Origin of the sequence: Kitasatospora sp. SC0581 (assembly GCF_048159585.1) — a bacterium.
GTDB lineage: Bacteria > Actinomycetota > Actinomycetes > Streptomycetales > Streptomycetaceae > Kitasatospora.
In genome coordinates, this window is sequence record NZ_JBLRWA010000019.1 from 69,411 (window position 1) to 94,798 (window position 25,388).

The following is a 25,388-nucleotide window of genomic DNA, read 5'->3' on the forward strand; positions in this document are numbered from 1 at the left end:
GCGCGCGGAGCGAGCGGACGGTCGAAGGAGTCGCGGGGGTCGCGGGGGTCGACGCCCCCGCCGCGCGGAGCGAGGTGGGCGTATGAGTCCGGGGCCGGTGCTGCCTGGGCGCGACGACGACCCGGACCGCCTCTACACCATCACCCGGGGCCGCAGCCGTTCCCCGGAGAACGCCTTCGACCTGGTGACCCTGATCGTCGCCGAGCGGCAGCCGGCGCCCGGGATGCAGTCGGAGCACGCCCGGATCCTGCGGATGTGCGAGGCCCCGACCGCCGTGGTGGAGGTCGCGGCGGAACTGGCGCTGCCCGTCTCGGTGGTGAAGATCCTGCTCGGCGACCTGCTGGAGTCCGGGGCGGTCACCGCCCGCCACCCCCGGTTCGCGCCGAACAAGGCCCGGCTGCCCGACCTCGACACGCTGAAGCAGGTGCTGCATGGCCTTCAACAGCTCTGACGTCTCGCCCGTCGGCGGCGTCCGGACCGCTGTGGAGGCCCGGCCCGCCGGCGCCGTTCAGGCTGCCGCTGACGTCCGGCCCGCCGGTGCGCGCACCCCGCTGCGGGCGACGGCCGACAACGCGCTGAAGATCGTCGTGGTCGGCGGCTTCGGCGTGGGCAAGACCACCCTGGTCGGCTCGGTCAGCGAGATCCGCCCGCTGAACACCGAAGAGGTGATGACCAAGGCGGGCGAGGGCATCGACCCGGCCGGCGCCTGGGGCAAGCGCTCCACCACGGTCGCCTTCGACTTCGGCCGGATCACCCTTTCCGAGCGCCAGGTGCTGTACTTGTTCGGCGCGCCCGGGCAGGAACGTTTCTGGTTCCTCTGGGACCGTCTGTTCAGCGGCGCCCTGGGCGCGGTCGTCCTGGTGGACACCCGGCGCCTGGAGGACTCCTGGTACGCCATCGACCGGCTGGAGCACCACGGCACGCCGTTCATCGTGGCCCGCAACAACTTCGGCGAGCCGGGCCACACCCTGGAGCAGGTCCGCGAGGCGCTGGACCTGCCGGCCGAGGTGCCGCTGGTGGACTGCGACGCGCGCGACCGCGAGTCCGGCAAGCGGGTGCTGATCGCCCTGGTCCACCACCTGGCCGCCCTGGCCGGGGCCGACGAGGCCGTCCTGGCCGGGGCCGACGGAGGCGTCCCGGCCGCTGCCGCCGGGGAGGACGAGACGGCCCCCGCCGCGCGGCCAGCCCCGGCAGGGCCCCGCACCGCGATCTACGAGGAGAGCACCCCGTGACCGAGCCCGCCGCCACCCCGCCCCCGGGCTGCCCGGCGCACGCCGGCGCCACGCCGCTGTACGGGCCGCGCTTCCAGACCGACCCGTCCCAGCTCTACCGCGAGCTGCGCGCCGCGCACGGCCCGGTCGCCCCGGTCGAGCTGGCCGGCGGCGTGCCCGCCTGGCTGGTCATCGGCTACCGCGAGCTGCAGCAGGTGACCGGCCGGCCGCAGCTGTTCGGCCGCGACTCCAGCCGCTGGCACGCCTGGGCGACGCTGCCCGCCGACTGGCCGCTGAAGCCGATGATGGCGCCCGTCCCCTCGATCCTCTACGCCGAGGGCGAGGAGCACGTCCGGCGTTCGCGCGCGGTCACCGACGCGCTGGCCGGGATCGACCCGTACGAGCTGCGCAAGCACGCGGAGGAGATCGCCGACGGCCTGATCGACGAGTTCGCCGGGCGCGGCGAGGCCGACCTGGTCGCCGAGTACGCGCACCGGATGCCGCTGCTGGTGCTGTGCCGGGTGCTCGGCCTGGACGAGGAGCAGGCGCCGCAGCTGATCGCGGCGCTGCTGGCCATGCTGGACGGCGGCCCGGACGCGCCGGCCGGCGCCCAACGGCTGCTGGAGCTGATGCTCGCGCTGGTCGAGGAGAAGGCCGAGCACCCGGGCGCCGACGTCGCCTCGCGGATGCTGGCGCACCCGGCCGGGCTGACCCACGACGAGGTGATGCGCGACCTGCGGGTGCTGCTGATCGCCGGCCACCAGCCGAGCTCGTACTGGATCTCCAACACGCTGCGGCTGATGCTCACCGACGAGCGGTTCGCGGCCTCGCTGGCCGGCGGCCGGCGCAGCATCAGCCAGGCGCTGAACGAGGCGCTCTGGGAGGACACCCCGACCCAGATCTTCGCCGGACGCTGGGCGGTCCGCGACACCCAGGTGGGCGGCCAGCGGATCGGCGAGGGGGACATGGTCCTGCTCGGCATCGCCGGGGCCAACGCCGACCCGGCGGTCCGGCAGCCGGACGGCCGCCCGGCGGAGGGCAACCGGGCGCACCTGAGCTACTCGTACGGCGAGCACGGCTGCCCGTTCCCGGCCCAGGAGGCGGCCGAGGTGATCGCCACCACCGCGATCGAGGTGCTGCTCGACCGGCTGCCGGACCTGCGGCTGGCGGTGGCCGAGCACGCGCTGGTGTGGCGGCCGTCGGCCTGGGTGCGCGGGCTGGTGGCGCTGCCGGTCTCGTTCACCCCCGGCCATCCGGCCTGATCCATCCGCACCCGCCGTTCGAAAGAGCCGCGAAACCCCTCGAACGCCCTCGAAACCTCCGAAAGGCTTCGGCTGTTCTCGAACGGCTTCGAATGGCTTCGAAAGGCTTCGAGAGAGCTTCTCCAGAGCTTCGAAAGAGAGACGTCGATGACCGCTGCCCCGGCCCGAATCGCCCTCGACCCGCTGGCCCGCGACAACGCGGCCGAGGGCGCCCTGCTGCGGGCCGCCGGCCCGGTGGTGCCGGTCGAACTGCCCGGCGGGGTCGCCGCCTGGGCCGTGACGCGGCACGCCGCCGCACGTGACCTGCTCACGGACGCCCGGCTCGTGAAGGACGCCGCGCACTGGGCGGCCTACCAGCGCGGCGAGGTCCCGAAGACCTGGCCGCTGATCGGCCTGGCGGTGCCCGGCCCGAGCATGGTGACCACCGACGGGGCCGAGCACCGCCGGCTTCGGGCGCTGGTCGCGCAGGCCTTCACCCCGCGCCGGGTGGAGCTGATGCGTCCGCGCGTCGAGGAGATCACCCACGCGCTGCTGGACGCCCTGGCGGCGGGCGAGCCGCTGGTGGACCTCAAGACGGCCTTCGCCTTCCCGCTGCCGATGACGGTGATCTGCTCGCTGCTGGGCGTAGCGGAGTCGGACCACGGCCTGCTGCGCGACCTGTACGAGCGGTTCTTCGGCATCAAGCCGAACCCGGAGGGCATCCAGGCGACCGTCGCCGGGCTGAACGCCTTCGTCAACGGCCTGGTGGCGCAGCGCCGTTCGGCTCCCGGCGAGGACCTGGCGAGCGTGCTGCTGGCGGCCGACACGGAAGGCGGGGCGCTGAGCGACGCGGAGGCGGCGGCCACCCTGCGGGTGATCATCGCGGCCGGCCACGAGACGACGGTGAACCTGATCGGCAACGCGGTGCGGGCCCTGCTGGCCCACCCGGACCAGCTGGAACTGGTGCGTTCGGGACAGGTGTCCTGGGACGCGGTGGTGGAGGAGTCGCTCCGCTGGACACCGCCGACCAGCAACTTCCTGTTCCGGTTCGCCGCCGAGCCCATACCGGTCGGCGAGGTGGTGATCCCGGCCGGCGAACCGGTGCTGGTCTCGTACAACGCGATCGGCCGCGACCCGCTCCAGCACGGGGTGACCGCCGAGGTCTTCGACATCACCCGGGACCCGTCCCGCCACCTGTCCTTCGGCCACGGCCCGCACGTCTGCCCGGGCTCCCCGCTGGCCCGGCTGGAGGCGGGGGTCGCGCTGCCCGCGCTGTTCGAGCGCTTCCCGGGGCTGTCGCTCGCGGTGCCGGACGCGGACCTGCGGCCGAGCCCCTCGCTGGTGGTCAACAGCCTGCTGGAGCTGCCGGTGCGGCTCTTCTGACGTTCGGTCATATCGCAAGGCCCCGGCTGGATTTACGGTGGATGTCCGATTGGACGTCCGGCTGAACGTCCGGTCGGGGCCTTCGGCTTCCGGTCGCGGGTCACGGTCGGGACACCGGCTTGTGAAGGTCGAACGGGGACCTTGGCGGGGGGCGGCGGCTGCGTTAACGTCTTCGATCAGTCCGGCCGCCGTCCGCTCGTGATCCCGCTCGTGATCCCGCTCCGCGAATCCGTTCCGCGATTCCGTTCCCGTGAACCTGTCCGCGATCCCCGTGTAGGCCCATCTCCGGTACAGCGCAATGTCGTTCAGCCCACCGTCGGCAGCATGCCCTGGCGAGGAGAACCGCATTGACCCTCAACCCGACCGCGCCGCAACCGAGTTCCCGCCGCCGTCTGGCCGCCGTGCCCGCCCTGGTGGCGGCACTGGCGCTGACCGCGGCCTGCTCCAACAGCTCCGGCGGTTCGGGTGGCGGCGGAGGCGGATCGGCCGCCTCGCTGTCCGGCGACTGCGCCAAGTACCAGCCGTACGCCGGACACTCGGGCACCACCGTGACGATGTTCGCCTCGATCCTGAGCCCGGAGTCGGACAACCTGGAGAAGTCCTGGGCCGAGTTCAGCAAGTGCACCGGGATCAGGATCAGCTACGAGGGCTCGAACGACTTCGAGTCCCAGCTGCCGGTCCGGGTCTCCGGCGGCAACGCCCCGGACTTCGCGATCATCCCGCAACCGGGCCTGCTGGCGCAGATGGTGAAGAGCGGCAAGGTGGTGAAGCCGCCCGCCCAGACCGTTGCCAACCAGGACAAGTGGAGCCCGATCTGGAAGACGTACGGCTCGGTCAACGGCACCTACTACGCGGCCCCGATGAGCGCCAACATGAAGTCCCTGGTCTGGTACTCGCCGAAGGCCTTCACGGCGGCCGGCTACGACGTGCCCAAGACCTGGACCGACCTGATGGCGCTCAGCGACCGGATCGCCAAGGCCGGCGGCGCCAAGCCGTGGTGCGGCGGCATCGCCTCCGGGACGGCCACCGGCTGGCCGGCCACCGACTGGCTGGAGGAGGTGGTGCTCGGCTCGTACGGCGGCGAGGTGTACGACCAGTGGGTCGGCCACCAGGTGAAGTTCTCCGACCAGAAGATCACCACCGCGATGAAGACGGTCGCCGACTGGATGCAGAACCCGGCCTGGGTCAACGCGGGCTTCGGTGACGTGAAGTCGATCGCCACCACCACCTTCCAGGACGCGGGCACGCCGATCCTGAGCGGCAAGTGCCTGATGCTCCAGCAGGCCTCCTTCTACGAGGCGCAGTGGCCCAAGGGCACCAAGGTCGGCCCGGACGGGGACGTCTTCGCCTTCCACCTGCCCGCGGTGAACCCGTCGGTCGCCAACCCGGTCGAGGGCGGCGGCGAGTTCCTGGCGGCCTTCTCCGGGCGGCCCGAGGTGCAGGCGGTGCAGAACTACCTGTCCAGCTCGGACTGGGCGAGCAGCCGGGTGAAGACCGCGAGCGGCTGGGTCTCGGCCAACCAGGGCGTGGACAAGAGCCTCTACACCGACCCGATCGACAAGCTGTCGGCGGAGGCGCTGACGGACCCGTCGGCGACCTTCCGCTTCGACGGCTCCGACCTGATGCCGGCCGCCGTGGGCGCCGGGCAGGAGTGGAAGTCGCTGACCGCCTGGTTCGCCGAGGGGCAGTCGATCCAGAAGACCGCCGCCGACATCGACGCCGCCTGGCCGCAGTAGCCGGGCCGTCCGTCCTGCTCGGTTCCGGGGCTGGTTCCGGGGCTGCTCTCGGAGCCGGAGTTGGAGTTGGAGTCGGAGTTGGCCCTGGCCCCGGTTTCGGTCCTGGGCCCGGCGCTGGCCTCCCTCCGGGGCCGACACCGAGGAGCCGGTTCCCGGGGGTCGGGCACACCGAGGACCACCTGTCGAGGGCGGGGGGGGGGCCCCCCCCCCCCCCCCCCCCCCCCCCCCCCCTTCCCACCACACCCGAAGGGAAGCGCAGCCATGTCCGTAACCGGATTCCCGTCACCCGTCGCCGAATCGGCGGCCGGGAGGCTGGTCGCCGAGAACCTGGCGGCCGGCTCCTGGAACGACGCGGCGGTCAAGTTCGGCAACACCTTCGGCGCCGTCGCGGGCTTCCTGGGCATCCTGCTGGTGGTCTTCCTGGCCGCCGGTCGGGCCCGGGGCCGCCTGGCCCGACCGCTGGCGGTCGCGGTGTTCCTCGGCCCGGCGGTGCTGCTGCTGGCCGTCGGCCTGGTCGTGCCGCTGGTCCGCACGGTCTACCTCAGCCTCCAGAACGACGACGGCACCCGGTTCGTCGGCGGTGAGAACTTCGGCTGGGCCCTCACCTCCGACTCGGTGCAGAAGGTGCTGGTCAACACGCTGCTCTGGCTGGTGGTCGCGCCGCTCGTGGCGACTGGGCTGGGGCTGGTGCTGGCGCTGCTGGTCGACCGGATGCGCGGCCAGTCGGTGTACAAGTCGCTGATCTTCATGCCGATGGCGATCTCGCTGGTCGGCGCGTCGATCATCTTCAAGTTCGTCTACGAGTCGCGCGGGCCGGGCCAGCCGCAGATCGGCCTGCTCAGCCAACTCGCCGTCGCCGTGGGCTGGGACGATCCGCCGAACTGGCTGCTCTCGCAGCCGCTGAACACCTTCCTGCTGATGGCGGTGATGGTCTGGGTGCAGACCGGCTTCGCGATGGTGGTGCTGTCGGCGGCGATCAAGGCGATCCCGGACGAGGTGGTGGAGGCGGCCCGGCTGGACGGCGCGAGCGGGGTGCGGCTGTTCTGGTACGTCACCGTGCCGATGATCCGCACCACGGTGATGGTCGTACTGACCACCGTCATGATCATCACCCTGAAGGCCTTCGACATCGTCCGCACCATGACCGGCGGCAACTTCGGCACCCAGGTGCTGGCCAACGAGATGTACTCGCAGTCCTTCGTGCAGTTCAACTCCGGCCGGGGCAGTGCCCTCGCGGTGCTCCTCTTCCTCGCGGTGCTGCCGCTGGTGGCCTACAACATCGTGCAGCTGCGGAAGGAGCGTGAGGTCCGGTGACCGGGACGGGCGGCCGGGAGCGGCCGGCGAAGTCGGTGCGGTCGGTGAAGTCGGCGCGGTCGGCGCGGTCGGCGCGGTCGGTGAAGACGGTGCAGCCGGTGCGGAAGGCCTTCAGCAGTCCGCTGGCCTCGGTGTTCGTGATCGCGATGACGGTCCTCTGGACGATCCCGACGCTGGGCCTGCTGGTGACTTCTCTGCGCCCCAAGCAGGACGTGACGGCCAGCGGGTGGTGGAACGCCTTCCTCCATCCGGACCTCGGCCTCGGCAACTACCACTCGGTGCTGTTCGAGGGCGGGTCCGGCGCCTCCACCGGCCTGATGCCCTTCCTGGTCAACTCGCTGGCGATCAGCGTCCCGGCGACGGTCTTCCCGCTGGCGCTGGCGGCGATGGCGGCGTATGCGCTGGCCTGGGTGCGGTTCCGGGGGAGCGACGCGGTCTTCTTCACGGTGTTCGCGCTCCAGGTGGTGCCGCTCCAGATGGCGCTCATCCCGCTGCTGCGGCTGTTCGCCGGCGGTGCGCACCTGGGCTCGCTGACGCTGATCCCGGCGGTGGATTTGAAGGGCAGCTACGCGCCGGTCTGGCTGGCGCACACCATGTTCGCGCTGCCGCTGGCGGTGTTCCTGTTGCACAACTTCATCGCCCAGCTGCCGCGCGACCTGATGGAGGCTGCGGTGGTGGACGGCGCCTCGCACTTCAAGATCTTCCGCTCGATCGTGCTGCCGCTGTGCACCCCGGCGCTGGCCTCGTTCGCGATCTTCCAGTTCCTGTGGGTCTGGAACGACCTGCTGGTGGCGCTGACCTTCGCGGGCGGCACACCGGAGGTGGCGCCGATGACGGTGCGGCTGGCGCAGCTGTCCGGCTCCCTCGGCGGGCGCTGGGAGCTGCTCACGGCGGGGGCGTTCCTGTCGATCATCGTTCCGCTGATCGTCTTCTTCAGCCTCCAGCGCTACTTCGTCCGGGGGCTGCTGGCCGGATCGGTGAAGGGGTAGCCAGGGGAGTCCTGTGGTGGTGAGGGCATTCTGAACACGTTCGAAACTGATTTTTGAACTTGTTCAGAATGGTCTACAGTCGGCAGCGGCCGGGCGTTGAGCGCGCCGGTCCGCGGACCGCCCGACGGGTGGCGTCCGCATGCCTGCCGACCACTGAGGGGGACTCATGTCAGGCCCGTCCACGCCTGCCCCGTCCGATTCGCCCGGTCCGACAGAGTCGGCCGACTCGACCTTGCCGGGGTCGACTGAGTCGCTCGATCCGACTGGGTCACCTGACTTGACTGGGTCACCCGACTTGATCGCGCCGGGGGCGACTGGGTCGTCCGACTTGACTGAGTCGCCCGACCTGACCGGGTCGCCCGATCCAGTCGCGCCGGGGCTGACCGAGTCTCCTGACCTGACTGGGTCACCCGACCTGACTGGGTCACCCGATCCGGTCACGCCGGGATCGACTGGGTCACCCGACCCGACCAGGTCGCCCGATCCAGTCGCGCCGGGGCCGACCGAGTCGTCCAACCCGTACGACGCGTTCGACCCGTACGGTCCGTACCGCCCGGCGGGCACCCACCCGCAGAGCAGGCCGGGCCCGGGCCGGGCACCCGGCGTGGCCGTGCCCTCGCCCCCCGCGTGGCTGGCCCCCAGTGCCCCCGAGCGCCGGGCGGGGGCCACCCCCAAGGTCCTCCTGGCGGCCCTGCTCACCGGCCTGCTGGCGGCCTGGCTGCTCTACGACGGCCTGGGGCCCAACCTGCTGCTGCTCGGCGCCGCCACCGCCGTCGGGGCGGGGATCGCCGCCCGGACGGCCGGGCGCCGGATCCGGCCCTGGACGGCGGTGTGGAGCCTGCTCGCCCTCGCCCTGCTCGCCGTCCCGGCCCGGTGGGACGCCGGCTGGCCCGCGGTGCCGGCCGTGGTCGGTGCGCTGGCGCTGGCCTCGCTGGCGCTGCACGGCGGCCGTCGCTGGCCGGGTGTGCTGTTCCCGCTGCCCGGCATCGTGTGGCAGCTGGTGTCCTCGGTGGTCTGGGTCTGGGAGAGCATGGACCGGCGGCCGCTGCCCGGCCGCGACCGGATCGTCCCGGTGCTCAAGGCGCTCGGGGCCGCCGCCGCCCTGCTGACCGTCTTCGGCCTGCTGTTCGCCAGCGCCGACGCCGCCATGGCGGATCTGCTGGGCGGCCTCAGCCCGGATCTCGACCTCGACCAGCTCCCGGGGCGTGGTGCGTTGTTCGTGCTCGGAACGGTGACCGTGCTGGGCTTCGCGCACATGGCCGCCGGCCCGCGCCGCTGGGACCGTACGGTGATCCGGCCGGGTCGGGAGCGGCGGCGGCTGGAGTGGGCGCTTCCGCTGATCGCGCTGAACCTGATGTTCGGTGTCTTCGCGGTGATCCAGGCCGTGGTGGTGCTCGGCGGCGCGGACGCCGTGCTGAGCAACACGGGGATGAGCCGCTCCGAGTACGCCCGGCAGGGCTTCTGGCAGCTGAGCGTGATCACCGTGCTGACGCTGGTCGTGGTGGCGGTCGCCAACCGTTGGGCGCCGCGCACCACCGTGGCCGACCGCCGGGTGGCGCAGATCCTGCTCGGGCTGCTCTGCTTGCTGGCGCTGGCCGTGGTGGCCTCGGCGCTCGGCCGGATGTGGTTCTACGTGGACGCCTCCGGGCTCACCCGGCTGCGGCTCTGGGTACTGGTGGTCGAGGTCTGGCTGGGCGCCGTCTTCCTGCTGCTGATCGCCGCCGGGCTGACCCGCCGTGCCGGTTGGCTGCCGCGCGTCGTCGTCCTCAGCGGGATGCTCACCGTCGCGGTCTACGGCCTGATGGGCCCGGACGCGATCGTCGCCGAGCAGAACGTCACCCGGTACGAGCAGGCGCTGCGGGACGACCCGCGCACCGCGGCCATCGATCTGCGCAACGTCCGCGGGCTCTCGGCGGACGCGGTACCCGCCCTGGACCGGCTCCCCGAGCCGCAGCGGAGCTGTGCGCTGCAGCTGATCGGGCAGGGCCTGGGGGCGGAGTCGAAGCCCTGGTACGCCACCAACCTCGCGGCCACCCGGGCCCGGGAGATCCTGGCGGAGCGGCCGCGGGTCGACTCGACGACGGTCGGCCGTACGGCCTGCGATCAGGCGGGGCTGGCGTACGAGGCCTGGTAGACCGCCCGAGGGTGGAGACGGGGGCCGCGGACAGCGGTAGGGCCGGCCGGGAGCGTGCTGCTCCCGGCCGGCCCTTGGCGTCGTGCGGCGCCGGTCCGTCACCTACGGCGTCGGCGCGCGGTGGCGGCGTCGGCACACGGTGACGGTGACGGTGTCAGTGCATCGCGACGGCGGAGGAGCCGCTCGGCAGGTCGCTGGCCTTGGCCTTGATCACGAAGACCGCGACGAGCAGGGCGACCGCCGCGAGCGCGGCGCCCACGATGAAGCCGTGCGAAATGCCCTGGGTGAGCACGGTGTTCGCGGCGTCGGTGCCCTGCGGGAACTCGTGGTGCTGCTGGAGGTAGGCCAGCTGCTCAGGCTTCGCGCTCTCCATGAACTTCGGCAGCTGCACGGCGGCCTCGGCCGTGGCGTAGTGCGCGAAGACCGTGGTCAGGATCGACAGGCCGAGCGAACCGCCGATCTGCTGCATCGAGTTGAGCAGGCCGGAGGCGGCGCCGGTCTCCTCGCCCGGGACGCCCGCGACCGCGAGCAGCATCACCGGGACGAAGATCAGGCCCATGCCGAAGCCGAACACCACCGTGGGGCCGAGGACCCCGTCCAGGTAGCCGCTGTCCTTGCTCATCTGGGTCAGCCAGGTGAGGCCGACGGTGACCAGCAGTGCGCCGCCCGCCATGAAGGGCTTCGGGCCGTACTTGGCCTGGAGGTTGGAGGCGATCTGCGCGGCGATGATGATCGCGACGCTGATCGGGAGGAAGGAGACACCGGCCTTCAGCGGGCTGTAGCCGAGCGGACCCTGCACGAACAGCACGACGTAGAAGAAGATGCCGAACATGGCCGCCGCCAGGCAGAGCATCATCACCAGGCCGCCGGTGCGGTTGCGGTTGGCGAACAGGTGCATCGGGGTGATCGGCTGGTCGGTGCGGCTCTCGACCACGAGGAAGGCGGCGAGCAGGATCGCGCCGGCCGCGAAGGAGCCGAGCGTGATGCCGTCCGACCAGCCGTCCGAGGCGGCCCGGATGAACCCGTAGACCAGGCCGACCAGGCCGAGCGTCGAGGTGAGGGCACCGGGGAGGTCGAAGCGGCCCGGGTGGCGCTCGGACTCGGCGATGTGGCGCGGCGCGGCGATCGCGATCAGGATGGCGATCGGCACGTTGACGAAGAACACCCAGCGCCAGTTCAGGTACTCGGTGAGCAGACCGCCGGCCAGCAGGCCGATCGCGGCGCCGGAACCCGCCACCGCCGAGAACACGCCGAACGCGCGGTTGCGTTCCGGTCCCTCGTCGAAGTTGGTGGCGATCAGGGCGAAGGCGGTCGGGGAACAGATCGCGCCGCCGATGCCCTGGAGCGCGCGGGCGGCCAGCAGCAGGCTGCTGTCCTGCGCGAAACCACCGAGCAGTGAGGCCAGGCCGAACAGCAGGGTGCCGAAGATGAACACCCTTCGGCGGCCGAGGATGTCACCCGCGCGACCGCCGAGCAGCAGCAGCCCGCCGAAGGTCAGGGTGTAGGCGTTGATGACCCACGACAGGTCGGTGGTCGAGAAGCCCAGGGCGTCCCTGATGTGCGGCAGTGCGATGTTCACGATGGTCGCGTCGAGGACCACCATGAGCTGGGTGGCGGCGATGACGGTCAGGGTGATGCCCTTGCCCCGCCCCTGGTTCGTCCGCGGTGGTGGGTTCTTGCTGAGCGTGTCGGAGATAGCCACGAATGTGCCCCCTGCTGGCTATGTGCTCGGTGGTGCGGGGCCGGCGGAGTCGCCGGTCCGGGCATGGCATTGCGCCCTTGCGCAGGCCGAGAAGGAACGGGATCGTTCACTAAGCGGGACGATATCCTGGCCGTGATTGTGAACGCAAGCGTTCCTTAAGGGTGGTGGCGATGGAGCGGTTGGTGCGACGCCTGGTGGCGGACCGGTCCGGTCGGTCGCCGGGTGGTTCGGCGGGGCCGGCGCCCGGAGAGGCGGCTGTTCGGCCCGAGGTCCTTCGGCCTGAGGCCGTGCGGTCCGGGGCTGTCCGGTCCGGGGCCGTTCGACCGGGGGAGGAGGGTGTCGGGGTGGCGCCAGGGGGGTCGGGCGCCGGGTCGGGCTCGGGGCCGGGTGGCGAACCGGGCTTCTGTCCGGTGCGGGCCGCCCGCCAGGCGCTGACGCGGCCGGCGCGGCGCCGGGGGAAGGAACTGGAGAACGCAATCTTCGAGGCCGCCCTCGACCAGCTCACCTCCGGCGGATACGCGCGGCTCACCATGGAAGGGGTCGCCGGCGCGGCGCGGACCGGGAAGGCCGCGCTCTACCGGCGCTGGGCGTCCAAGGACGAACTCGTCATCGACGCCCTGGACGCCACTCTTCCACGCCCTTACGACACCCCCGACCTCGGGTCCGCGCGTGACGAACTCCACCGGCTCATCGAGGGGTTCACGCAGGCGATGGCCTCCCGGACGGGCTCCGCGCTCAATGCGCTGATGGGCGAGATCGACCAGGAGCGGGCCGAGGTCTTCAAGGCCTTCATCACCGACCGGGTCATCGAGCCGACCGCGCGGACCATCCTGGAGATCCTGCGTCGCGGTGCCGAGCGCGGCGACGTCCGGCCCGGTGCGGCCACCCCGCTGGTGGCCGACGTCATTCCGGCGGTGCTGCTCTACCAGGTCAAGATCCGCGGGCTGGAGAACATGGGGCCGGGGTTCGCCGGTCGGCTGGTGGACGAGGTGCTGGAGCCGATGATCCGGGCCTGAGGCGGTCGGTGCCGGGCCCGGGCACTGCCGGACCCGGTGCCTCCCCCGGACCCCTCCCTCCCGGGAGGCGGATTCGGCGGTTGTGAGCGGGCTTAGGCTGGAGGCTGCCCCCGCTGAACGGATTACGCCATGCCCATCGTCCCCCCGACGCACTCCGTCGAACGCTCGCTCCGCCGGGCCGGCGCCAAGATCGTCGTCGGTCTCGACGAGGTCGGGCGCGGCGCCTGGGCCGGGCCGGTCACCGTGGGCGCGGCCGTCACCGGTCTGCGCAAGGCGCCGGAAGGGCTGACCGACTCCAAGCTGCTCACCGAGCTGCGCCGTCGCGCGCTCGCACCCGTCCTCGCCGACTGGGTCACCGCGTACGCGCTCGGGCAGGCCACCCCGCAGGAGTGCGACGAGCTCGGCATGACGGCGGCGCTGCGGCTGGCCGCCGTCCGCGCGCTGGAGGCGCTGCCGGTCGAACCCGACGCGGTGATCCTGGACGGCAAGCACGACTACCTCGGCGGACCCTGGCGGGTGCGCACGGTGATCAAGGGCGACCAGTCCTGCATCTGCGTCTCCGCCGCCTCGGTGCTCGCCAAGGTCCACCGCGACGGCCTGATGGCCGAACTGGGCGAGGGATGCCCGGACTACGGCTTCGCCGACAACGCCGGCTACCCGTCCCCGGTGCACCGTGCCGCGCTGGAGGAGTTCGGCCCCACCGAGCACCACCGGCTCTCCTGGGCGTACATGGACGGACTGCCGAAGTGGCGCCATCTCAAGCGCGTTCGGGAGGGTGCGGGCGACGGCCAGGGGTCCGCCGACGAACAGTTGACGCTCGGTTTCTGACGGTCCGTCTGGAATTGCCCCGGGAGGGGGCGGCAGGAGGCCGGCGCCCAAGGGGTGGGGTGCCCGTGCGCGTCCGACCGGCATTTGATAGATATCCGGGTATGCCTGTCTTCCCCGAGGAGCCGGAGATTCACGAGAGCCTCCCGGGCCCCGGCGTTCCCTTCCTCCGCGAGTCGGACGCACAAGCCCCCGCCACCGCACCCACCACCGTCGTCGCCCCGGCTCCGGTGCCCGGACCCCGTCCGGCGCCCCCGCGCCCGGCCCCGCCGCGCGCCGCCCGTCCGGGCCCGCCGCAACTGGTCCCCAAGCCCGGGCCGGCACCGCGCCGCCCGGCCCCCGCCGAACCGCGGGTGGAGGTCCAGCGGATCGCCGCCACCCCGGCACAGGCGGTGGAGCGCGCTGACGACGCGGTCGACCTGCTGCTGGAGTCCGGCCGCAACCCGGGCGACATCCTGGTGCTGACGGTCGGCGAAGCGCACCCCTGGCAGCAGCACGAGCTGTCCTTCGGTGAGGAGCGCTACTGGGCGCAGCTCGCCGAGGGCGGGGACGTGTTCTACGCGGACGCCGCGCTGACCCGTCCGGTCCGTCGCGAGGCGGTCGTCCTGGTGGTCAACGGCGGACCGTCCGCCCGGGCCGCCGAGGCGTACGCCAGGGCGCTCGACCACGCGACCGCGCTGCTGGTGGTCTGCGGCGACGCCGGCCCGGCCGCGAAGGGCGCGGCCGGAACCACGCCGGGCCGCCCGGGCAAGGCCTGACCACAGCCGTCCACTTCGGGCCCGGCGCCGCCGTACGGTGCCGGGCCCGAGGTCCGTCCCGCGGCCCCCGGTGGCTGACGGCCGGTGCCGACGGCCGTTGTCGAAGGCCGGTGTTGACGGCCCGACGGCCGAGGGCTGCCGCGGACTCAGCGCGTGCCGGTACGGCGGGTCGGTTCGGCCGCCGCGGCCCGCGTCGCGGCCCACGGGGGTTCGGACTGCGGGGAGCGCGCCGTGTCCTCGCCGCGCTTGGCCTGGTCGGCCGCCAGCAGGCGGGTCCGCTGGCCGCGCGGGGCCTCCAGGGCCGAACGCGGCGGTAGTTCCGTCACGGTGTGCACCGGCCCCTCGGCCCAGGAGCCCGAGTGCGGCTTGCGCCCGCCCCGACCGTCCCCGAGGACCTGCCAGCCCGCCGGGGTGAGTCCGATGTACGCCCCGCAGCGCAGTCCGTGCAGTGCGGACGCGTCCCGCAGCGCCCACATCCAGGCGCCGTCCTGCGCCGTCCAGCCGGGTGCGCCGTCGCGGCAGCGCAGCAGTAGGGCCGTCCGGGTCGGCTCGGGCAGTCGCAGGTCGTGCGGGATGATCCGGCGCAGGTTCGCCAGCAGCGCGTTGCGGTGCTGCCATCCGTCGGTGTCGTGCGGCCAGGGGGTGAACGAGGCCGAGGCGGCGAGGTGGTGGAGCGCGTCCAGGACGGCGACCACGACGGTGCCCGGCTGGGGCAGGTGGCGCTGGTGCAGTTCCACGACGAACTCGCGCGGGTCGCGCAGCAACGGGATCCCCGAGGCGGTCCAGGTCTCCAGGTCCAGCACCCGTCTGGGTTCCGTGCTCCCGGAGAAGGGATTCTGACCTCGGCCGATACCGTTGATCACGATCCTCCTTCCTGGCCCGTGGGCAGGCGGGTGCCTGGGTACGCCGAAGGGCGGGTCCAGCGGACCGGATTTCGGGTACCCCCCAATTCTCGGGGCATCGGGGGCGGAGCGGCAACGATGAAATGATGAACGCCATCCGATAGCCCATGGTCTGCCGGATATGTTCCACAGTCGCCCGACCGCCGTGGAGGTGCCTCCGGGCCTTGATCCACAACGCCCGGAGGGCAGGGTGAGCCGTCGTCGGCACGGTGACCACTCCTTTCTCGGGCCGTTCGACCGGTGTGATCGAAATCGCTTCGCTTGATCCTTTCTGTTGGGCCATTCGAGTGAACGGGAGGGCTCCTTCGCCGGTTTTCCGGCGTTGGGTCACCCCTGCACGGCCAGCACCAGCGGCAGCACCGCGCTCGCCCCCGCCCGGCGCAGCAGCCGGGCGGCCACGGTGACCGTCCACCCCGAGTCGACGAGGTCGTCCACCAGCAGCACCGGCCCACCGGCGGCCGCCACCGCCTGCTCGACCTCCGGTGGCAGGACCAGCGCGCCGGCCAGCGAGTGCAGCCGCTGGGCGCTGTTGCTGCGGGCGCCGTGCGGGGGCAGCCCGCCGGCGTACTCGATCCGGCCGAGCAGCGGCAGTCGCCCGATCTCGGCGATCCGCGCGCCCAGGCTGCCGACCAGCCGGGGCCTGGCCGAGGAGGCCATCGTCACCACTCCGACCGGCCGGTCCAGCCGGGCTCCCTCCGTGGTCGCGGGCCCGGCCCAACCGCCCGGACCGCGGGCCCAGTCGGCGAGCACCGCCACCAGGGCGTCCACCGCCTCGCCGGGTACCGGCACGTCCGGCGCCTGCTCGGCGAGCAGGGTGCGCAGCCGGTTGCCCCAGCCGATGTCGGACAGCCGGCCGAGCGCACGGCCGGTCTCCGCCTGCTCGCCCGCCGGGATCCGGCCCTTGAGCGGCACCCCGAGCGCGTCCATCCCGGTCGGCCAGAGCCGTCGGGGCTCGAAGCTCACGCCCGGGCGGCCGAGCGCGGCCCGGGCGGCGGCCAGCGCCTCGGCGGAGACGTCCGGGGTGTGCAGCGGCCCCGCGCAGTTGTCGCACCGGCCGCACGGCGCGGCCTCCTCGTCGTCCAGCTGGCGGCGCAGGAACTCCATCCGGCAGCCGGTCCCCGCCGCATAGTCGCGCATCGCCCGCTGCTCCGCCTCCCGGGAGGCGGCGACCTTGGCGTAGCGGGCGGTGTCGTACTCCCAGCTCTGGCCGGTGGCCGTCCAGCCGCCCTTGACCCGGCGGACGGCGCCGTCCACGTCGAGCACCTTGAGCATGGTCTCCAGCCGGGCCCGGCGCAGGTCCACCCGGGGCTCCAGGGCGGCGGTGGAGAGCGGCCGGCCGGCCTCGGCCAGCGCGTCGATGGTGCGGCGCACCTGATCCTCCGGGGGGAAGGCCAGCGAGGCGAAGTAGCGCCAGATCGCCTCGTCCTCACGCCCGGGCAGCAGCAGCACCTCGGCCCGGTCCACTCCGCGCCCGGCCCGGCCGACCTGCTGGTAGTAGGCGATCGGCGAGCTGGGCGAGCCGAGGTGCACCACGAAGCCGAGGTCGGGCTTGTCGAAGCCCATGCCGAGCGCGGAGGTGGCGACCAGCGCCTTGACCCGGTTGGCCAGCAGGTCGGCCTCGGCGGTGCGGCGCTCGGCGTCCTCGGTGCGGCCGGAGTAGGAGGCCACCGGGAAGCCGCGCTCGCGCAGGAAGGCCGTCACCTCCTCGGCGGCGGCCACCGTCAGGGTGTAGACGATGCCCGAGCCGGGGAGCCGGTCGAGGTGGTCGGCCAGCCAGGCGAGGCGGTGCGCCGGGTCGGGCAGGGAGAGCACGCCCAGGGTGAGGCTCTCCCGGTCGAGCGGCCCGCGCAGCACCAGGGCGTGCTCGTCGGTGGTGCCGGTGCCGAGCTGCTCGGCGACGTCCGCGGTGACCCGGGCGTTGGCGGTGGCGGTGGTGGCCAGCACCGGGACGCCGGGCGGCAGGTCCGCGAGCATGGTGCGCAGCCGGCGGTAGTCGGGGCGGAAGTCGTGCCCCCAGTCCGAGATGCAGTGGGCCTCGTCGACCACGAGCAGGCCGGTGGAGGCGGCGAGCTCGGGCAGCACCTGGTCGCGGAAGTCCGGGTTGTTCAGCCGCTCGGGGCTGACCAGCAGGATGTCGACCTTCCCGTCGGCGACCTCCTCCTGGATCGCGGTCCACTCGTCGGTGTTGGCCGAGTTGATCGTGCGGGCGTGGATGCTGGCCCGGCCGGCCGACTCGACCTGGTTGCGCATCAGGGCGAGCAGCGGCGAGACGATCACCGTCGGCCCGGCGCCGCGGGCCCGGAGCAGGGCGGTGGCGATGAAGTAGACGGCGGACTTCCCCCAGCCGGTGCGCTGGACGACCAGGGCGCGGCGGTGGTCGACCACGAGGGCCTCGATGGCCGTCCACTGGTCCTCGCGCAGGGTGGCTCCGGGGCCGGCGAGCTCGCGCAGGACGGCCTCGGCCCGCGCCCGGACCTCGGCGCGGTCGGCGGTGGCGGTGGTGTGGATGTCGGGCTGCTGCATGGCGTCCATGTAACCCCGTACCGCCGACAAGCGACGAATGCCGGGGAGCGGAGACGGGGGAAGGCGGGATGTATTTCATCCGCTGATCCGCTGAACGGCGGTCAAAATCCACTCGCGGGAGGGAGTGTCGCCTGCTCCGAATGAGTGAGGGAAAATTCGGGGGCGGAGTTATCCACAGGAAAAAAGTCGGTTCCGACATCGTTCGCGGATTGCGTCCACTCTTGCGGCCATGAACGCGATGAACAACGAACACGTCATTCTGTCCCTCGGACCGGCCTCCGACCACCGGCAGGTCGTCATGCGCGGCCCGGCCGACATGGCCGAGCTGCTTCCGTACTTCCTGGGCTTCTACCCCGACGACAGCATCGTCGCGGTGGGGCTCCACGGCCCCGGCCTGCACCAGGGCGGGGTGATCCGGGCGGACCTGCCGCGGTCGCCCGCGCAGTGGCCGGCCGCGGCGGAGGAGACGGCCGCCCTGCTGGTCGCCCTCTCCGAGCGGCACGGCGCCCGGCCGCTCCAGGTGCTCCTCTACCTCTGCCAGGACCGCGGTACGGCCCACGCCCCGCCGGTGGTGGACGGGCTGCGGCCGCTGGCGGAGGCCCTCCGGGCGGCCTTCGGGCGCCGGGGCGTGGCCGTCAAGGAGGCGCTGTGCGTCTCGGACGGCCGCTGGTGGTCCTTCCTCTGCCGCGGCGACGGGTGCTGCGACGCGGCGGGCAATCCGGTGCGGCGCAGCCCGGAGCCCGGTCCGGCGGCCGCCGCCGCGACGGTGGCCGGCCTGGTGCCGCGCGGCAGCCGCAAGGCCATCATTGGCGGGCTGGACCCGGTCGGTCCGCCGGCGGACGCCGCCCAGCGCGAGGCGCTCGCCCGGGCCGAGGCCGTGGACGCCCTCGCCAGGGAGCAGCGCCTCGCCCTGCTCGACCAGGCCTTCGCCGAGTTCCGGGCCGGAGCCAGGGAACTCGACGCGGACCGGACGGCCCAGCTGCTGCTCGCCCTGCGGGACCGCCTGGTGCGGGACCGCGGCGTCGAGTACGCCAGGCCCGACGAGCTGGCCCCGGCCGAGCGGCTCTGGCGCTTCCTCGCCCGGCGGGCCGTGCCGCCGTACGAGGGCTGTGCGGTGGCCCCGCTCACCCTGCTGGCCTGGACGTCCTGGGTCGCCGGGGACACGGCGACGGCCCGGGTCGTGCTCGGGCACGTCCTGCGGCTCGCCCCGGGCTACCTGCTGGCCGAGCTGGTCTACGAGTCGCTCAACGACGGCATGACGCCCCAGGGGCTGCTGGCCGCCGTCGAGGCCCAGCGCCGGCGGCGCGAGGAGCCCGGGGACGCCACGGCCCCGGGCGAGGAACCGCGGCCTCCGGCGGGCGGAGCGCCGAACGCCGAGGCGCCGCCGCCCGCCCAGGGGGCGCCCCTCCGCGACGACGCGGGTCCCGGGCCCGCCGCCCCGGGCGCCGGCGAGGCCCCCGGTGAGCGGCCCGGGCGGTCGGCTGGCGCGCGGCGGCACCGGCGTGGCGGTCGCCGGAAGGGCTCGTCCACGGCGTCGGTACCGACGGATCCGGGTCAGGGCGCCCCGGACGGCCCGGGAGGCCCGGAGCCGGACGGCGGTGGTGCCGGGGCGGTCGCCCTGCTGTCGGCGCCCGGACGGGCCGTGGCGCCCGGGCACGCCAGGGTGGCCGGGGAGCGGTTCGCCCGGGGCCTGCGGCTCGGCCGGGCGGCGGCCTGCGTGCCCGCCGCCGCCCGGACCGGCCACCACCGCTGCCGGGGCGTCCGGCGGGCGGCGGGAGGAGGCCACCGTGCGCACTGAGCCGCTCCGCGCCGCGGCGCCGGCCCGAGGGCCGCTACGCCTCGCCGTGCGCCATCTTGATCAGGCGGTCCAGCACCGTGCCGCCGCTCATCCGAAGGCCGTCGTGCTCCCACTCGTTGGTGATCCAGGTCCGCAGGCCGCGCACCGCGCGGGCGGTCTCCAGCGAGTCGGCGGTGTCCACGTACATGTCGTCGTGGTACACGGCCGCCACGACCGGCACGGTGTTGGTGGCCAGCCGCACCCGGTCGTACAGGTCGGGCCAGTCGGTGCGGGCGGCGAGCAGCTCCGCGGTCTCCTTCAGCGGGCGCAGCGCCGGGTCGGTGTCGAACATCCAGGGGTAGATCATCTCCCCGGTGAACAGCACCGGCGCGTCGGACTCCAGCGCGGCCCGGGCGTCGAACTGCGGGAACTCCTTGCGGACCCGCTCGGCCGCCCAGGCGGTGCCGCCCTGGTCCACCGACCGCTGGCCGTAGATCGACTCGTGCAGCACCGCGTAGAGCGGGCCGCCCGCGAAGGAGAGCTGGGCCTGGGCGCCGGCGAGGAAGGTGTCGGAGAGCTCGGCCCCGGCCGCGCCCTCCACCCAGGCCTCCTCCAGCAGGTAGTGCAGCGTGCCGGAGCCGTTGCCGCCGCCGAGCAGCATGCCGAGCGCCTGGAACGCCTCGATGGTGAGCAGCCCGCCGTCCGGCAGGGTCGCGGGGGAGTCGGCGAGGTGGGCCGCGATCCGGCGCACCGCCTGGACGTCCTGCGGGAACCGGGCGTAGTGGCCCTCGTTCTTGCCGACCACCCGCGGGTAGGCGGCGCGGTAGACGTCGTCGGCCGAGCTGCCGAGACCGGAGAGGCCACCGGTGATGAAGGCCTCGGTCAGGCCCTCGGGGGCGATGGAGAGGTAGGTGAGGGTGCAGAAGCCGCCGAAGCTCTGGCCCAGCACGCTCCAGCGCCGGTCGGCGCCGAGCAGCCGCTCGCGGATCAGCTCGGCGTCCCGGACGATCGAGTCCGCGCGGAAGTGGGCCAGGTAGTCCGCCTGCTCCTGCGGACCACCGCGCCGGGCGAGGGTCTGCCGGGTCGCGGGGGTGGACCGCCCGGTGCCGCGCTGGTCGAGCAGGAGCACCCGGTAGTCGTCCAGGGCGCGCTCCAGCCAGGAGTCCCGGCCGAGCGGCCGGGCAGCCTTTCCGCCCGGCCCGCCCTGGAGGTAGACCAGCCAGGGCAGGTCGGCCCGCTCGCGGCCTGCGGCGACCACCTCGCGGGCGTACACCTCGATCTGCTCGCCCTGCGGGGCGGCGTGGTCGAGCGGCAGCTGGAACACGTGGTCGGTCGTGACAATCCCGGGCAGCCGGCTGATGGTGGACATGCAACTCCTCGGTCTCTGCTGGTCACAGCGATGGCGTCGCGGTTCACGGGGTCACCGGGTGCGGGGGCCGCGACCCCCGCACCGTATCCTGGCGGCGGTCGAGCACCGGTTCGACCGCCCTGTCCGTCCGGCCGGTCGGCCGACCCAGGCCGACGACCGCCCCGAGTGGGCCCGACGGCGGCCCGCAAGACGAGTGCCGGCCCCGGATCGCGGACGGTGACGCGCCCGCGCCGAGGTCCCGGTGACGTTCCGACGGAAGCTGTATGGCCGCCCGGCAGAACCGTCCCGACCAGCGGCGCAGCGGCGGGGCGTGACCTGGTGGCGGTGCGCGGCGTTCACTCCGGGGGTCTCCGCCCAGTTCGGGCGGGCCGATCACCGGGCGGTGCGGACCAGAGCGCCCGGACACCGGCAGCCGTCGGCGGCCGCGTGCGGCACCATGACCGGTGGCCACCAGGGGGCCGAGCGTCACGGCGGGTGCGGGCCGCGGGGGAAGGGCGTCACCGGCCGACCGGGCCGCCGGACCTGACGGCGTGCCGGGCCACGGCGAGGGGCCCCGGGAACGAAGGCGCGGCGCGCCGGTACCGGCCCGGTACCGAGCACCGCATGGCACGACCCGTCACCGGGTACGGCCAGAAACGGCACACCCGCCGACGGGACGGCCCCGTCGGCCCGGCATCATCAGCACGCGATCGAGCATGCTCGCGGCCCACCGGCCTGACCCGGCCACCGGACCGCCGAGGGGAGGAGAGTCCGGTGACCGCCATGAGGCCACCACAGGCCATGCCGGCCGAAAGCGTGGTCGGCGCGCCGCCCAGGCCGGTGGGCCGCCACGACCAAGCCCCGGCAGCCGGGCCCGCGGGCGCACCGCTCGGCCCGGGCCGAGCCGCGGCCCCGCCGCGGCCGCAGCCGCCCGCCGTCCACCACGCGGTGATCTGCGTCAACGCCCCGGCGATGGCCGCCTCCGGCCCCGACGGCCAGCTGCGCGGCCACGGCCTGCACGGCTTCTACCGCAACGGCGTCCGGGTGCTCGCCCGGATGGAGCTGCGGCTGGGCGGCATGGAGCCGCTGCCGCTCCAGGGCACCCTGACCAGCACCGCCCAGGCCCGCTTCCTCGGCGCCGTCCGCATCCCCGGCGACCTCGACCCGGATCCGGCACTCACCGTCGAGCGGCTGCGGCACGCGGACGGCGTGGAGACCGTGGTCGTGCGCAACACCGGTCCCCGGCCCGCCCGGCTGCCACTGGAGATAGCCCTCGGCACCGACCTCGGCCCGGTCGCCGAGATCGCGGCCGGGCACCGCCAGCCCGACCTGCCGGGGCAGGTGCAGTCCGCGGGACTGCGCTGGACGGGCCCGGTGCACAGCGCCGTGGTCAGCGCCCAGCCCTCCCCGCACGCCGTCCTGGCCGGCGCCGGCGTGCTCCGCTGGGACCTGGAGGTCCAGCCGGGCGCCCGCTGGTCGGTCGAGCTGCACACCGAGCTGGAGACCGCCGCCGGCGGCCCGCGCCCGCCGGGTGGCCGCGGCACCGGCGCACCACTGCCCTGGTCCGAGCCGGAGGTCCGCAGCGACGACACCCGGGCCGCCCCACTGGTCTCCCGCTCGCTGGACGCCCTCGGCGGGCTGCTGTTCGCCGACCCGGACCGCCCGACCGACCTCTACCCGGCCTCCGGAGCGCCCTGGCGCTTCGGCCTCGCCCCGGCCGACGCGCTCTGGGCCGCCCGCCTGACCCTGCCGCTCGGCACCCGGCTGGCGGCCGGCACCCTCCGGGCGCTGGCCCGCCGCCAGCAGCTCGCCCCCGCCCCGGGCCGCACCGAGGGCCTGCTGCCCGGCGCCCTGCGCCACGGCGGTCCCGAGCTGCCACCCACCTGCACGGCCACCGAGGCCACCCTGCTGTTCGTCACCGTGCTGGCCGAGGCCTGGCGCTGGGGCCTGCCCCCGGCGGAGGTCGCCGAGCTGCTGCCGACCGCCGAGCGGGCCCTGGCCGCCCTGCGGGAGGGTCTGGTCGACGGCTTCGTCACCGACCTGAGCCGCCCGGCAGAGGAGCGCTCCGCCCACCCGGTCGCCGCCCGCGCCGAGGTCCAGGCACAGGCCCACCGCGCCGCCCTGCACGGGGCCGAGCTGCTGGAGGCCTTCGGCCGACCGGGCGCCGAGGACTGGCGCGGCTGGGCCGCCGCGCTGCGTCGGCGCTTCCGCGAGCGGTTCTGGGTCGACGACCTCTCCGGTGGCCGCCCCGCGGCCGGGCTGGCCCCGGGCGGCCAGCCGCTGCCCGCCGTCGCCTCTTCCCTGGTGCACCTGCTGGACACCGGGCTCGCCGTCGACGGCGGCCGGCACGAGAGCCTGCTGGACCGCGAGCAGACCCGGCTGCTCGCCCAGCGCCTGGTCGCGCCGGAGCTGGACAGCGGCTGGGGCCTGCGCACCCTGAGCGCCAAGTCCCTCCGCTTCAACCCGCTGGGCCACCGCGGCGGCGCGGTGCGGGTCCACGAGACGGCGCTGGCGGTCGCCGGCCTGGCCGAGGCCGGTCACGAGAACGAGGCCGGCACCCTGCTGGAGGGCCTGCTCGCCGCGAGCGCCCACTTCGAGGGGCGCCTGCCGGAGATGTACGCGGGGGAGCAGCGCACCCCCGGCTGCCCGCCGGTGCCGCACCCGGCCGCCTGCCGCCCGGCGGCGGTCTCCGCGGCCGGTGCCGTGCACGCGGTGTTCGCCCTCGCCGGGGTCCGGCCCGACGTCCCGGGCGGCCGGGTGCTGGTCCGCCCGGCCAGCACCGCACCGCTCGGCGAGCTGGAGCTGACCGGTCTGCGGGTGGCGGGCGAGCCCTTCTCCGTCCGGGTGAGCCGGATCGGCGTGGCGATGGTGGAGGAGGCGTCCGAGGACCTGCAACTCGTCGCCCGCTGAGCCCGCCGCCGCCCGCCACCGCCCGTCCGCTCCCGGCCCGGCACGGCCCGTACACGAACCGCGCCGGGTCGGGCGGGGGCCACCGGCCAGGAGCGGCCACGCACGGGCCTGTGCTTATCGTCAGAGAGACGACTATGATCGTCGCCATGTCGCGCTACGATCCGTCGGCCTTCCCCCCGTTCGCTGTCACGGTTGACCTCGTGGTGCTGACGGTGCGCGACCACTCGCTCTGCGCCCTGCTGGTCAGACGAGGCGAGCCGCCGTTCCAGGGGTACTGGGCGCTGCCCGGCGGCTTCGTCCGCCCGGACGAGGGCCTGGCCGAGGCCGCCTCCCGTGAGCTGGCCGAGGAGACCGGCCTGCGCGCGCACACCGCCCCCGGCCAGGACGCGGTCGGCCCCGGCGCGGCCGGCGCCCACCTCGAGCAGCTCGCCACCTACGGCCACCCGCAGCGCGACCCCCGGATGCGCGTGGTCAGCGTCGCCTACCTGGTGCTCGCCCCCGACCTGCCGACGCCCCGGGCCGGCGGCGACGCCAGCGGCGCCCGCTGGGCCCCGGTCGGCGAACTCCTCGGGGAGAACCCGGCCGACGGCGTCCCGCTCGCCTTCGACCACGGCCTGATCCTCGCCGACGGTGTGGAACGCGCCCGCTCCAAGATCGAGTACTCCTCCCTCGCCACCGCCTTCTGCCCGACCGAGTTCACCGTCGGCGAGCTGCGCCGGGTCTACGAGGCGGTCTGGGGCGTGGTGCTGGACCCGCGGAACTTCCACCGCAAGGTCACCGGCACCCCCGGCTTCCTGCTGCCCTCAGGCGGCACGACGACCCGTCAGGGCGGCCGTCCGGCCCAGCTGTTCACCGCCGGCGGTGCGACCGTCCTCAACCCGCCCATGCTCCGCCCGGAGTCCTGACCCCCTCGGGCCCTGTGCCCGGTCCTGCCCCAGCCCTCCGCCAGGCCCTGTGCCCGGTCCGCCCGGACCCGGTACCGACCCGCCGTTCTGCGGTACCGGGCAGCCGAATGGCCTGGCCTGGCTGCGGACCCGGGGGCGTCGGCGCAGAGTGTCGGTGGACGCTCCGACCGCCCGGGCCGGAGGCCTCCGGCCCAGGGAGTCCCGCGATGGCCATCAAGGACTGCGCCAACCAGCGAATCCTCATCGAGGGGCTGGCGGCGGACTACCGGAGCCTGGACAGGACCACCACCGCAACGGAGAAGGAACTGGCCGAGCTGCAGGCCGAGCACGCGGCGCCCGAGGCGATCGCCGCCGTCGAGGAACGGCTGGCCGCCGAGCGGGAGCGGTTGGGCGAGATCGTGGTCGAGGGCCAGGCCGCTGTCGACGACTTCCACGCGGAGTGCGGCGGTGAGCAGCTCCCGCCACCGCCCTGGCCTTCCCTGTAGGAGCCGCACCCCTCATCGGACACGGAGCCCCGCCCGTCCGGCACCACCGGAGCCGCCGACATCACCGGCACCACCGAAGCCACCGGAGCCGCCGAAGCAACCGACTCTGCCGGGACCCGGAACGGACCGGTCGACCGTGAATCGCAGGATCGGATTGTCCCCTGATCGGGTGAGGTGGGCAGCCGGTGGGCCCGTGCCGTTCCCGTAATGCCCGGAATAGCCGTCGCCG

The 25,388-nt window shown here is 74.1% G+C and carries 19 protein-coding genes; 15 read left to right on the forward strand and 4 right to left on the reverse strand.

Annotated elements, in window-relative coordinates; genetic code table 11:
• Positions 1 to 82: 82 nt before the first annotated feature.
• From ACLWS4_RS25315 to ACLWS4_RS25350, 8 genes are all read left to right on the forward strand, one after another.
• Positions 83 to 451 carry a DUF742 domain-containing protein gene (locus ACLWS4_RS25315; RefSeq protein ID WP_049653110.1) on the forward strand — a complete coding sequence of 123 codons (369 nt, stop codon included), beginning with the start codon at positions 83 to 85 and terminating at the stop codon, positions 449 to 451.
• Complete coding sequence (locus ACLWS4_RS25320) at positions 432 to 1,232, forward strand: GTP-binding protein (RefSeq protein WP_416875290.1); 801 nt, start codon at positions 432 to 434, stop codon at positions 1,230 to 1,232. Before ACLWS4_RS25315 ends, ACLWS4_RS25320 begins: the two co-directional genes overlap by 20 nt.
• Complete coding sequence (locus ACLWS4_RS25325) at positions 1,229 to 2,473, forward strand: cytochrome P450 (protein ID WP_380741622.1); 1,245 nt, start codon at positions 1,229 to 1,231, stop codon at positions 2,471 to 2,473. The genes ACLWS4_RS25320 and ACLWS4_RS25325 overlap by 4 nt, the downstream gene beginning before the upstream one ends.
• Before the next feature lie 147 nt (positions 2,474 to 2,620).
• Positions 2,621 to 3,835 carry a cytochrome P450 family protein gene (locus ACLWS4_RS25330; protein ID WP_388050133.1) on the forward strand — a complete coding sequence of 405 codons (1,215 nt, stop codon included), beginning with the start codon at positions 2,621 to 2,623 and terminating at the stop codon, positions 3,833 to 3,835.
• A gap of 347 nt (positions 3,836 to 4,182) precedes the next feature.
• Positions 4,183 to 5,571, forward strand: coding sequence for an ABC transporter substrate-binding protein (locus ACLWS4_RS25335; protein ID WP_388050136.1), 1,389 nt, complete (start codon positions 4,183 to 4,185; stop codon positions 5,569 to 5,571).
• Positions 5,572 to 5,832: 261 nt separating this feature from the next.
• Entirely contained in the window at positions 5,833 to 6,885 is a 1,053-nt protein-coding gene (locus tag ACLWS4_RS25340; RefSeq protein ID WP_079272796.1) for a carbohydrate ABC transporter permease, read from the forward strand.
• Positions 6,882 to 7,874, forward strand: coding sequence for a carbohydrate ABC transporter permease (locus ACLWS4_RS25345; protein ID WP_416875291.1), 993 nt, complete (start codon positions 6,882 to 6,884; stop codon positions 7,872 to 7,874). The genes ACLWS4_RS25340 and ACLWS4_RS25345 overlap by 4 nt, the downstream gene beginning before the upstream one ends.
• A gap of 610 nt (positions 7,875 to 8,484) precedes the next feature.
• Entirely contained in the window at positions 8,485 to 10,008 is a 1,524-nt protein-coding gene (locus tag ACLWS4_RS25350) for a DUF4153 domain-containing protein (protein ID WP_416875292.1), read from the forward strand.
• Between the two features lie 154 nt (positions 10,009 to 10,162).
• Here the strand turns inward: ACLWS4_RS25350 and ACLWS4_RS25355 are convergent, their stop codons facing one another.
• Positions 10,163 to 11,710 carry an MFS transporter gene (locus ACLWS4_RS25355; protein WP_049653101.1) on the reverse strand — a complete coding sequence of 516 codons (1,548 nt, stop codon included), beginning with the start codon at positions 11,708 to 11,710 and terminating at the stop codon, positions 10,163 to 10,165.
• A gap of 344 nt (positions 11,711 to 12,054) precedes the next feature.
• On the opposite strand from ACLWS4_RS25355, the gene ACLWS4_RS25360 reads away from it, so the two are divergent.
• The 3 genes from ACLWS4_RS25360 to ACLWS4_RS25370 all read left to right on the forward strand — a co-directional run bounded on the left by ACLWS4_RS25360 (position 12,055) and on the right by ACLWS4_RS25370 (position 14,309).
• Complete coding sequence (locus ACLWS4_RS25360; RefSeq protein ID WP_416875293.1) at positions 12,055 to 12,726, forward strand: TetR/AcrR family transcriptional regulator; 672 nt, start codon at positions 12,055 to 12,057, stop codon at positions 12,724 to 12,726.
• A gap of 129 nt (positions 12,727 to 12,855) precedes the next feature.
• The gene (locus ACLWS4_RS25365) at positions 12,856 to 13,554 is read left to right on the forward strand and encodes a ribonuclease HII (protein ID WP_049653099.1); all 699 of its coding nucleotides are present in this window, start codon (positions 12,856 to 12,858) and stop codon (positions 13,552 to 13,554) included.
• Between the two features lie 101 nt (positions 13,555 to 13,655).
• Positions 13,656 to 14,309 (forward strand): hypothetical protein, encoded by a 654-nt coding sequence (locus ACLWS4_RS25370; RefSeq protein WP_416875294.1) that lies wholly within the window; start codon positions 13,656 to 13,658, stop codon positions 14,307 to 14,309.
• A 146-nt stretch (positions 14,310 to 14,455) separates the two neighbouring features.
• Here ACLWS4_RS25370 and ACLWS4_RS25375 read toward each other — a convergent pair whose 3' ends face one another.
• The gene (locus ACLWS4_RS25375) at positions 14,456 to 15,175 is read right to left on the reverse strand and encodes a hypothetical protein (RefSeq protein ID WP_416875315.1); all 720 of its coding nucleotides are present in this window, start codon (positions 15,173 to 15,175) and stop codon (positions 14,456 to 14,458) included.
• A gap of 363 nt (positions 15,176 to 15,538) precedes the next feature.
• Positions 15,539 to 17,734 carry a RecQ family ATP-dependent DNA helicase gene (locus tag ACLWS4_RS25380; protein ID WP_416875295.1) on the reverse strand — a complete coding sequence of 732 codons (2,196 nt, stop codon included), beginning with the start codon at positions 17,732 to 17,734 and terminating at the stop codon, positions 15,539 to 15,541.
• A 229-nt stretch (positions 17,735 to 17,963) separates the two neighbouring features.
• On the opposite strand from ACLWS4_RS25380, the gene ACLWS4_RS25385 reads away from it, so the two are divergent.
• Positions 17,964 to 19,532, forward strand: a complete 1,569-nt coding sequence (locus ACLWS4_RS25385) for a DUF4192 domain-containing protein (protein WP_416875296.1) — start codon at positions 17,964 to 17,966, stop codon at positions 19,530 to 19,532.
• 34 nt (positions 19,533 to 19,566) lie between these two features.
• On the opposite strand, the gene ACLWS4_RS25390 is transcribed toward ACLWS4_RS25385, so the two are convergent.
• Positions 19,567 to 20,880 (reverse strand): alpha/beta fold hydrolase, encoded by a 1,314-nt coding sequence (locus tag ACLWS4_RS25390; protein ID WP_416875297.1) that lies wholly within the window; start codon positions 20,878 to 20,880, stop codon positions 19,567 to 19,569.
• Between the two features lie 762 nt (positions 20,881 to 21,642).
• On the opposite strand from ACLWS4_RS25390, the gene ACLWS4_RS25395 reads away from it, so the two are divergent.
• From ACLWS4_RS25395 to ACLWS4_RS25405, 3 genes are all read left to right on the forward strand, one after another.
• A complete protein-coding gene (locus ACLWS4_RS25395; protein ID WP_375876204.1) occupies positions 21,643 to 23,769 on the forward strand; it encodes a glycogen debranching N-terminal domain-containing protein in 2,127 nt (708 codons plus the stop codon).
• A gap of 146 nt (positions 23,770 to 23,915) precedes the next feature.
• Positions 23,916 to 24,674: an NUDIX hydrolase gene (locus ACLWS4_RS25400; protein ID WP_049659772.1), complete on the forward strand. Its 759-nt coding sequence runs from the start codon at positions 23,916 to 23,918 to the stop codon at positions 24,672 to 24,674.
• Between the two features lie 206 nt (positions 24,675 to 24,880).
• On the forward strand, positions 24,881 to 25,159 hold the full coding sequence (locus tag ACLWS4_RS25405; RefSeq protein WP_416875298.1) for a hypothetical protein: 279 nt from the start codon (positions 24,881 to 24,883) through the stop codon (positions 25,157 to 25,159).
• The last annotated feature ends 229 nt before the right edge of the window (positions 25,160 to 25,388 follow it).

What these genes read in the sequence shown, in the direction of transcription:
- ACLWS4_RS25340 (WP_079272796.1), top strand. Translation starts at nt 5,833, where the DNA reads ATGTCCGTAACCGGATTCCCGTCACCCGTCGCCGAATCGGCGGCCGGG.
- ACLWS4_RS25385 (WP_416875296.1), top strand. Translation starts at nt 17,964, where the DNA reads ATGAACGCGATGAACAACGAACACGTCATTCTGTCCCTCGGACCGGCC.
- ACLWS4_RS25390 (WP_416875297.1), bottom strand. Translation starts at nt 20,880, where the DNA reads ATGTCCACCATCAGCCGGCTGCCCGGGATTGTCACGACCGACCACGTG.
- ACLWS4_RS25395 (WP_375876204.1), top strand. Translation starts at nt 21,643, where the DNA reads ATGAGGCCACCACAGGCCATGCCGGCCGAAAGCGTGGTCGGCGCGCCG.
- ACLWS4_RS25365 (WP_049653099.1), top strand. Translation starts at nt 12,856, where the DNA reads ATGCCCATCGTCCCCCCGACGCACTCCGTCGAACGCTCGCTCCGCCGG.
- ACLWS4_RS25400 (WP_049659772.1), top strand. Translation starts at nt 23,916, where the DNA reads ATGTCGCGCTACGATCCGTCGGCCTTCCCCCCGTTCGCTGTCACGGTT.
- ACLWS4_RS25330 (WP_388050133.1), top strand. Translation starts at nt 2,621, where the DNA reads ATGACCGCTGCCCCGGCCCGAATCGCCCTCGACCCGCTGGCCCGCGAC.
- ACLWS4_RS25380 (WP_416875295.1), bottom strand. Translation starts at nt 17,734, where the DNA reads ATGCAGCAGCCCGACATCCACACCACCGCCACCGCCGACCGCGCCGAG.
- ACLWS4_RS25370 (WP_416875294.1), top strand. Translation starts at nt 13,656, where the DNA reads ATGCCTGTCTTCCCCGAGGAGCCGGAGATTCACGAGAGCCTCCCGGGC.
- ACLWS4_RS25315 (WP_049653110.1), top strand. Translation starts at nt 83, where the DNA reads ATGAGTCCGGGGCCGGTGCTGCCTGGGCGCGACGACGACCCGGACCGC.
- ACLWS4_RS25320 (WP_416875290.1), top strand. Translation starts at nt 432, where the DNA reads ATGGCCTTCAACAGCTCTGACGTCTCGCCCGTCGGCGGCGTCCGGACC.
- ACLWS4_RS25405 (WP_416875298.1), top strand. Translation starts at nt 24,881, where the DNA reads ATGGCCATCAAGGACTGCGCCAACCAGCGAATCCTCATCGAGGGGCTG.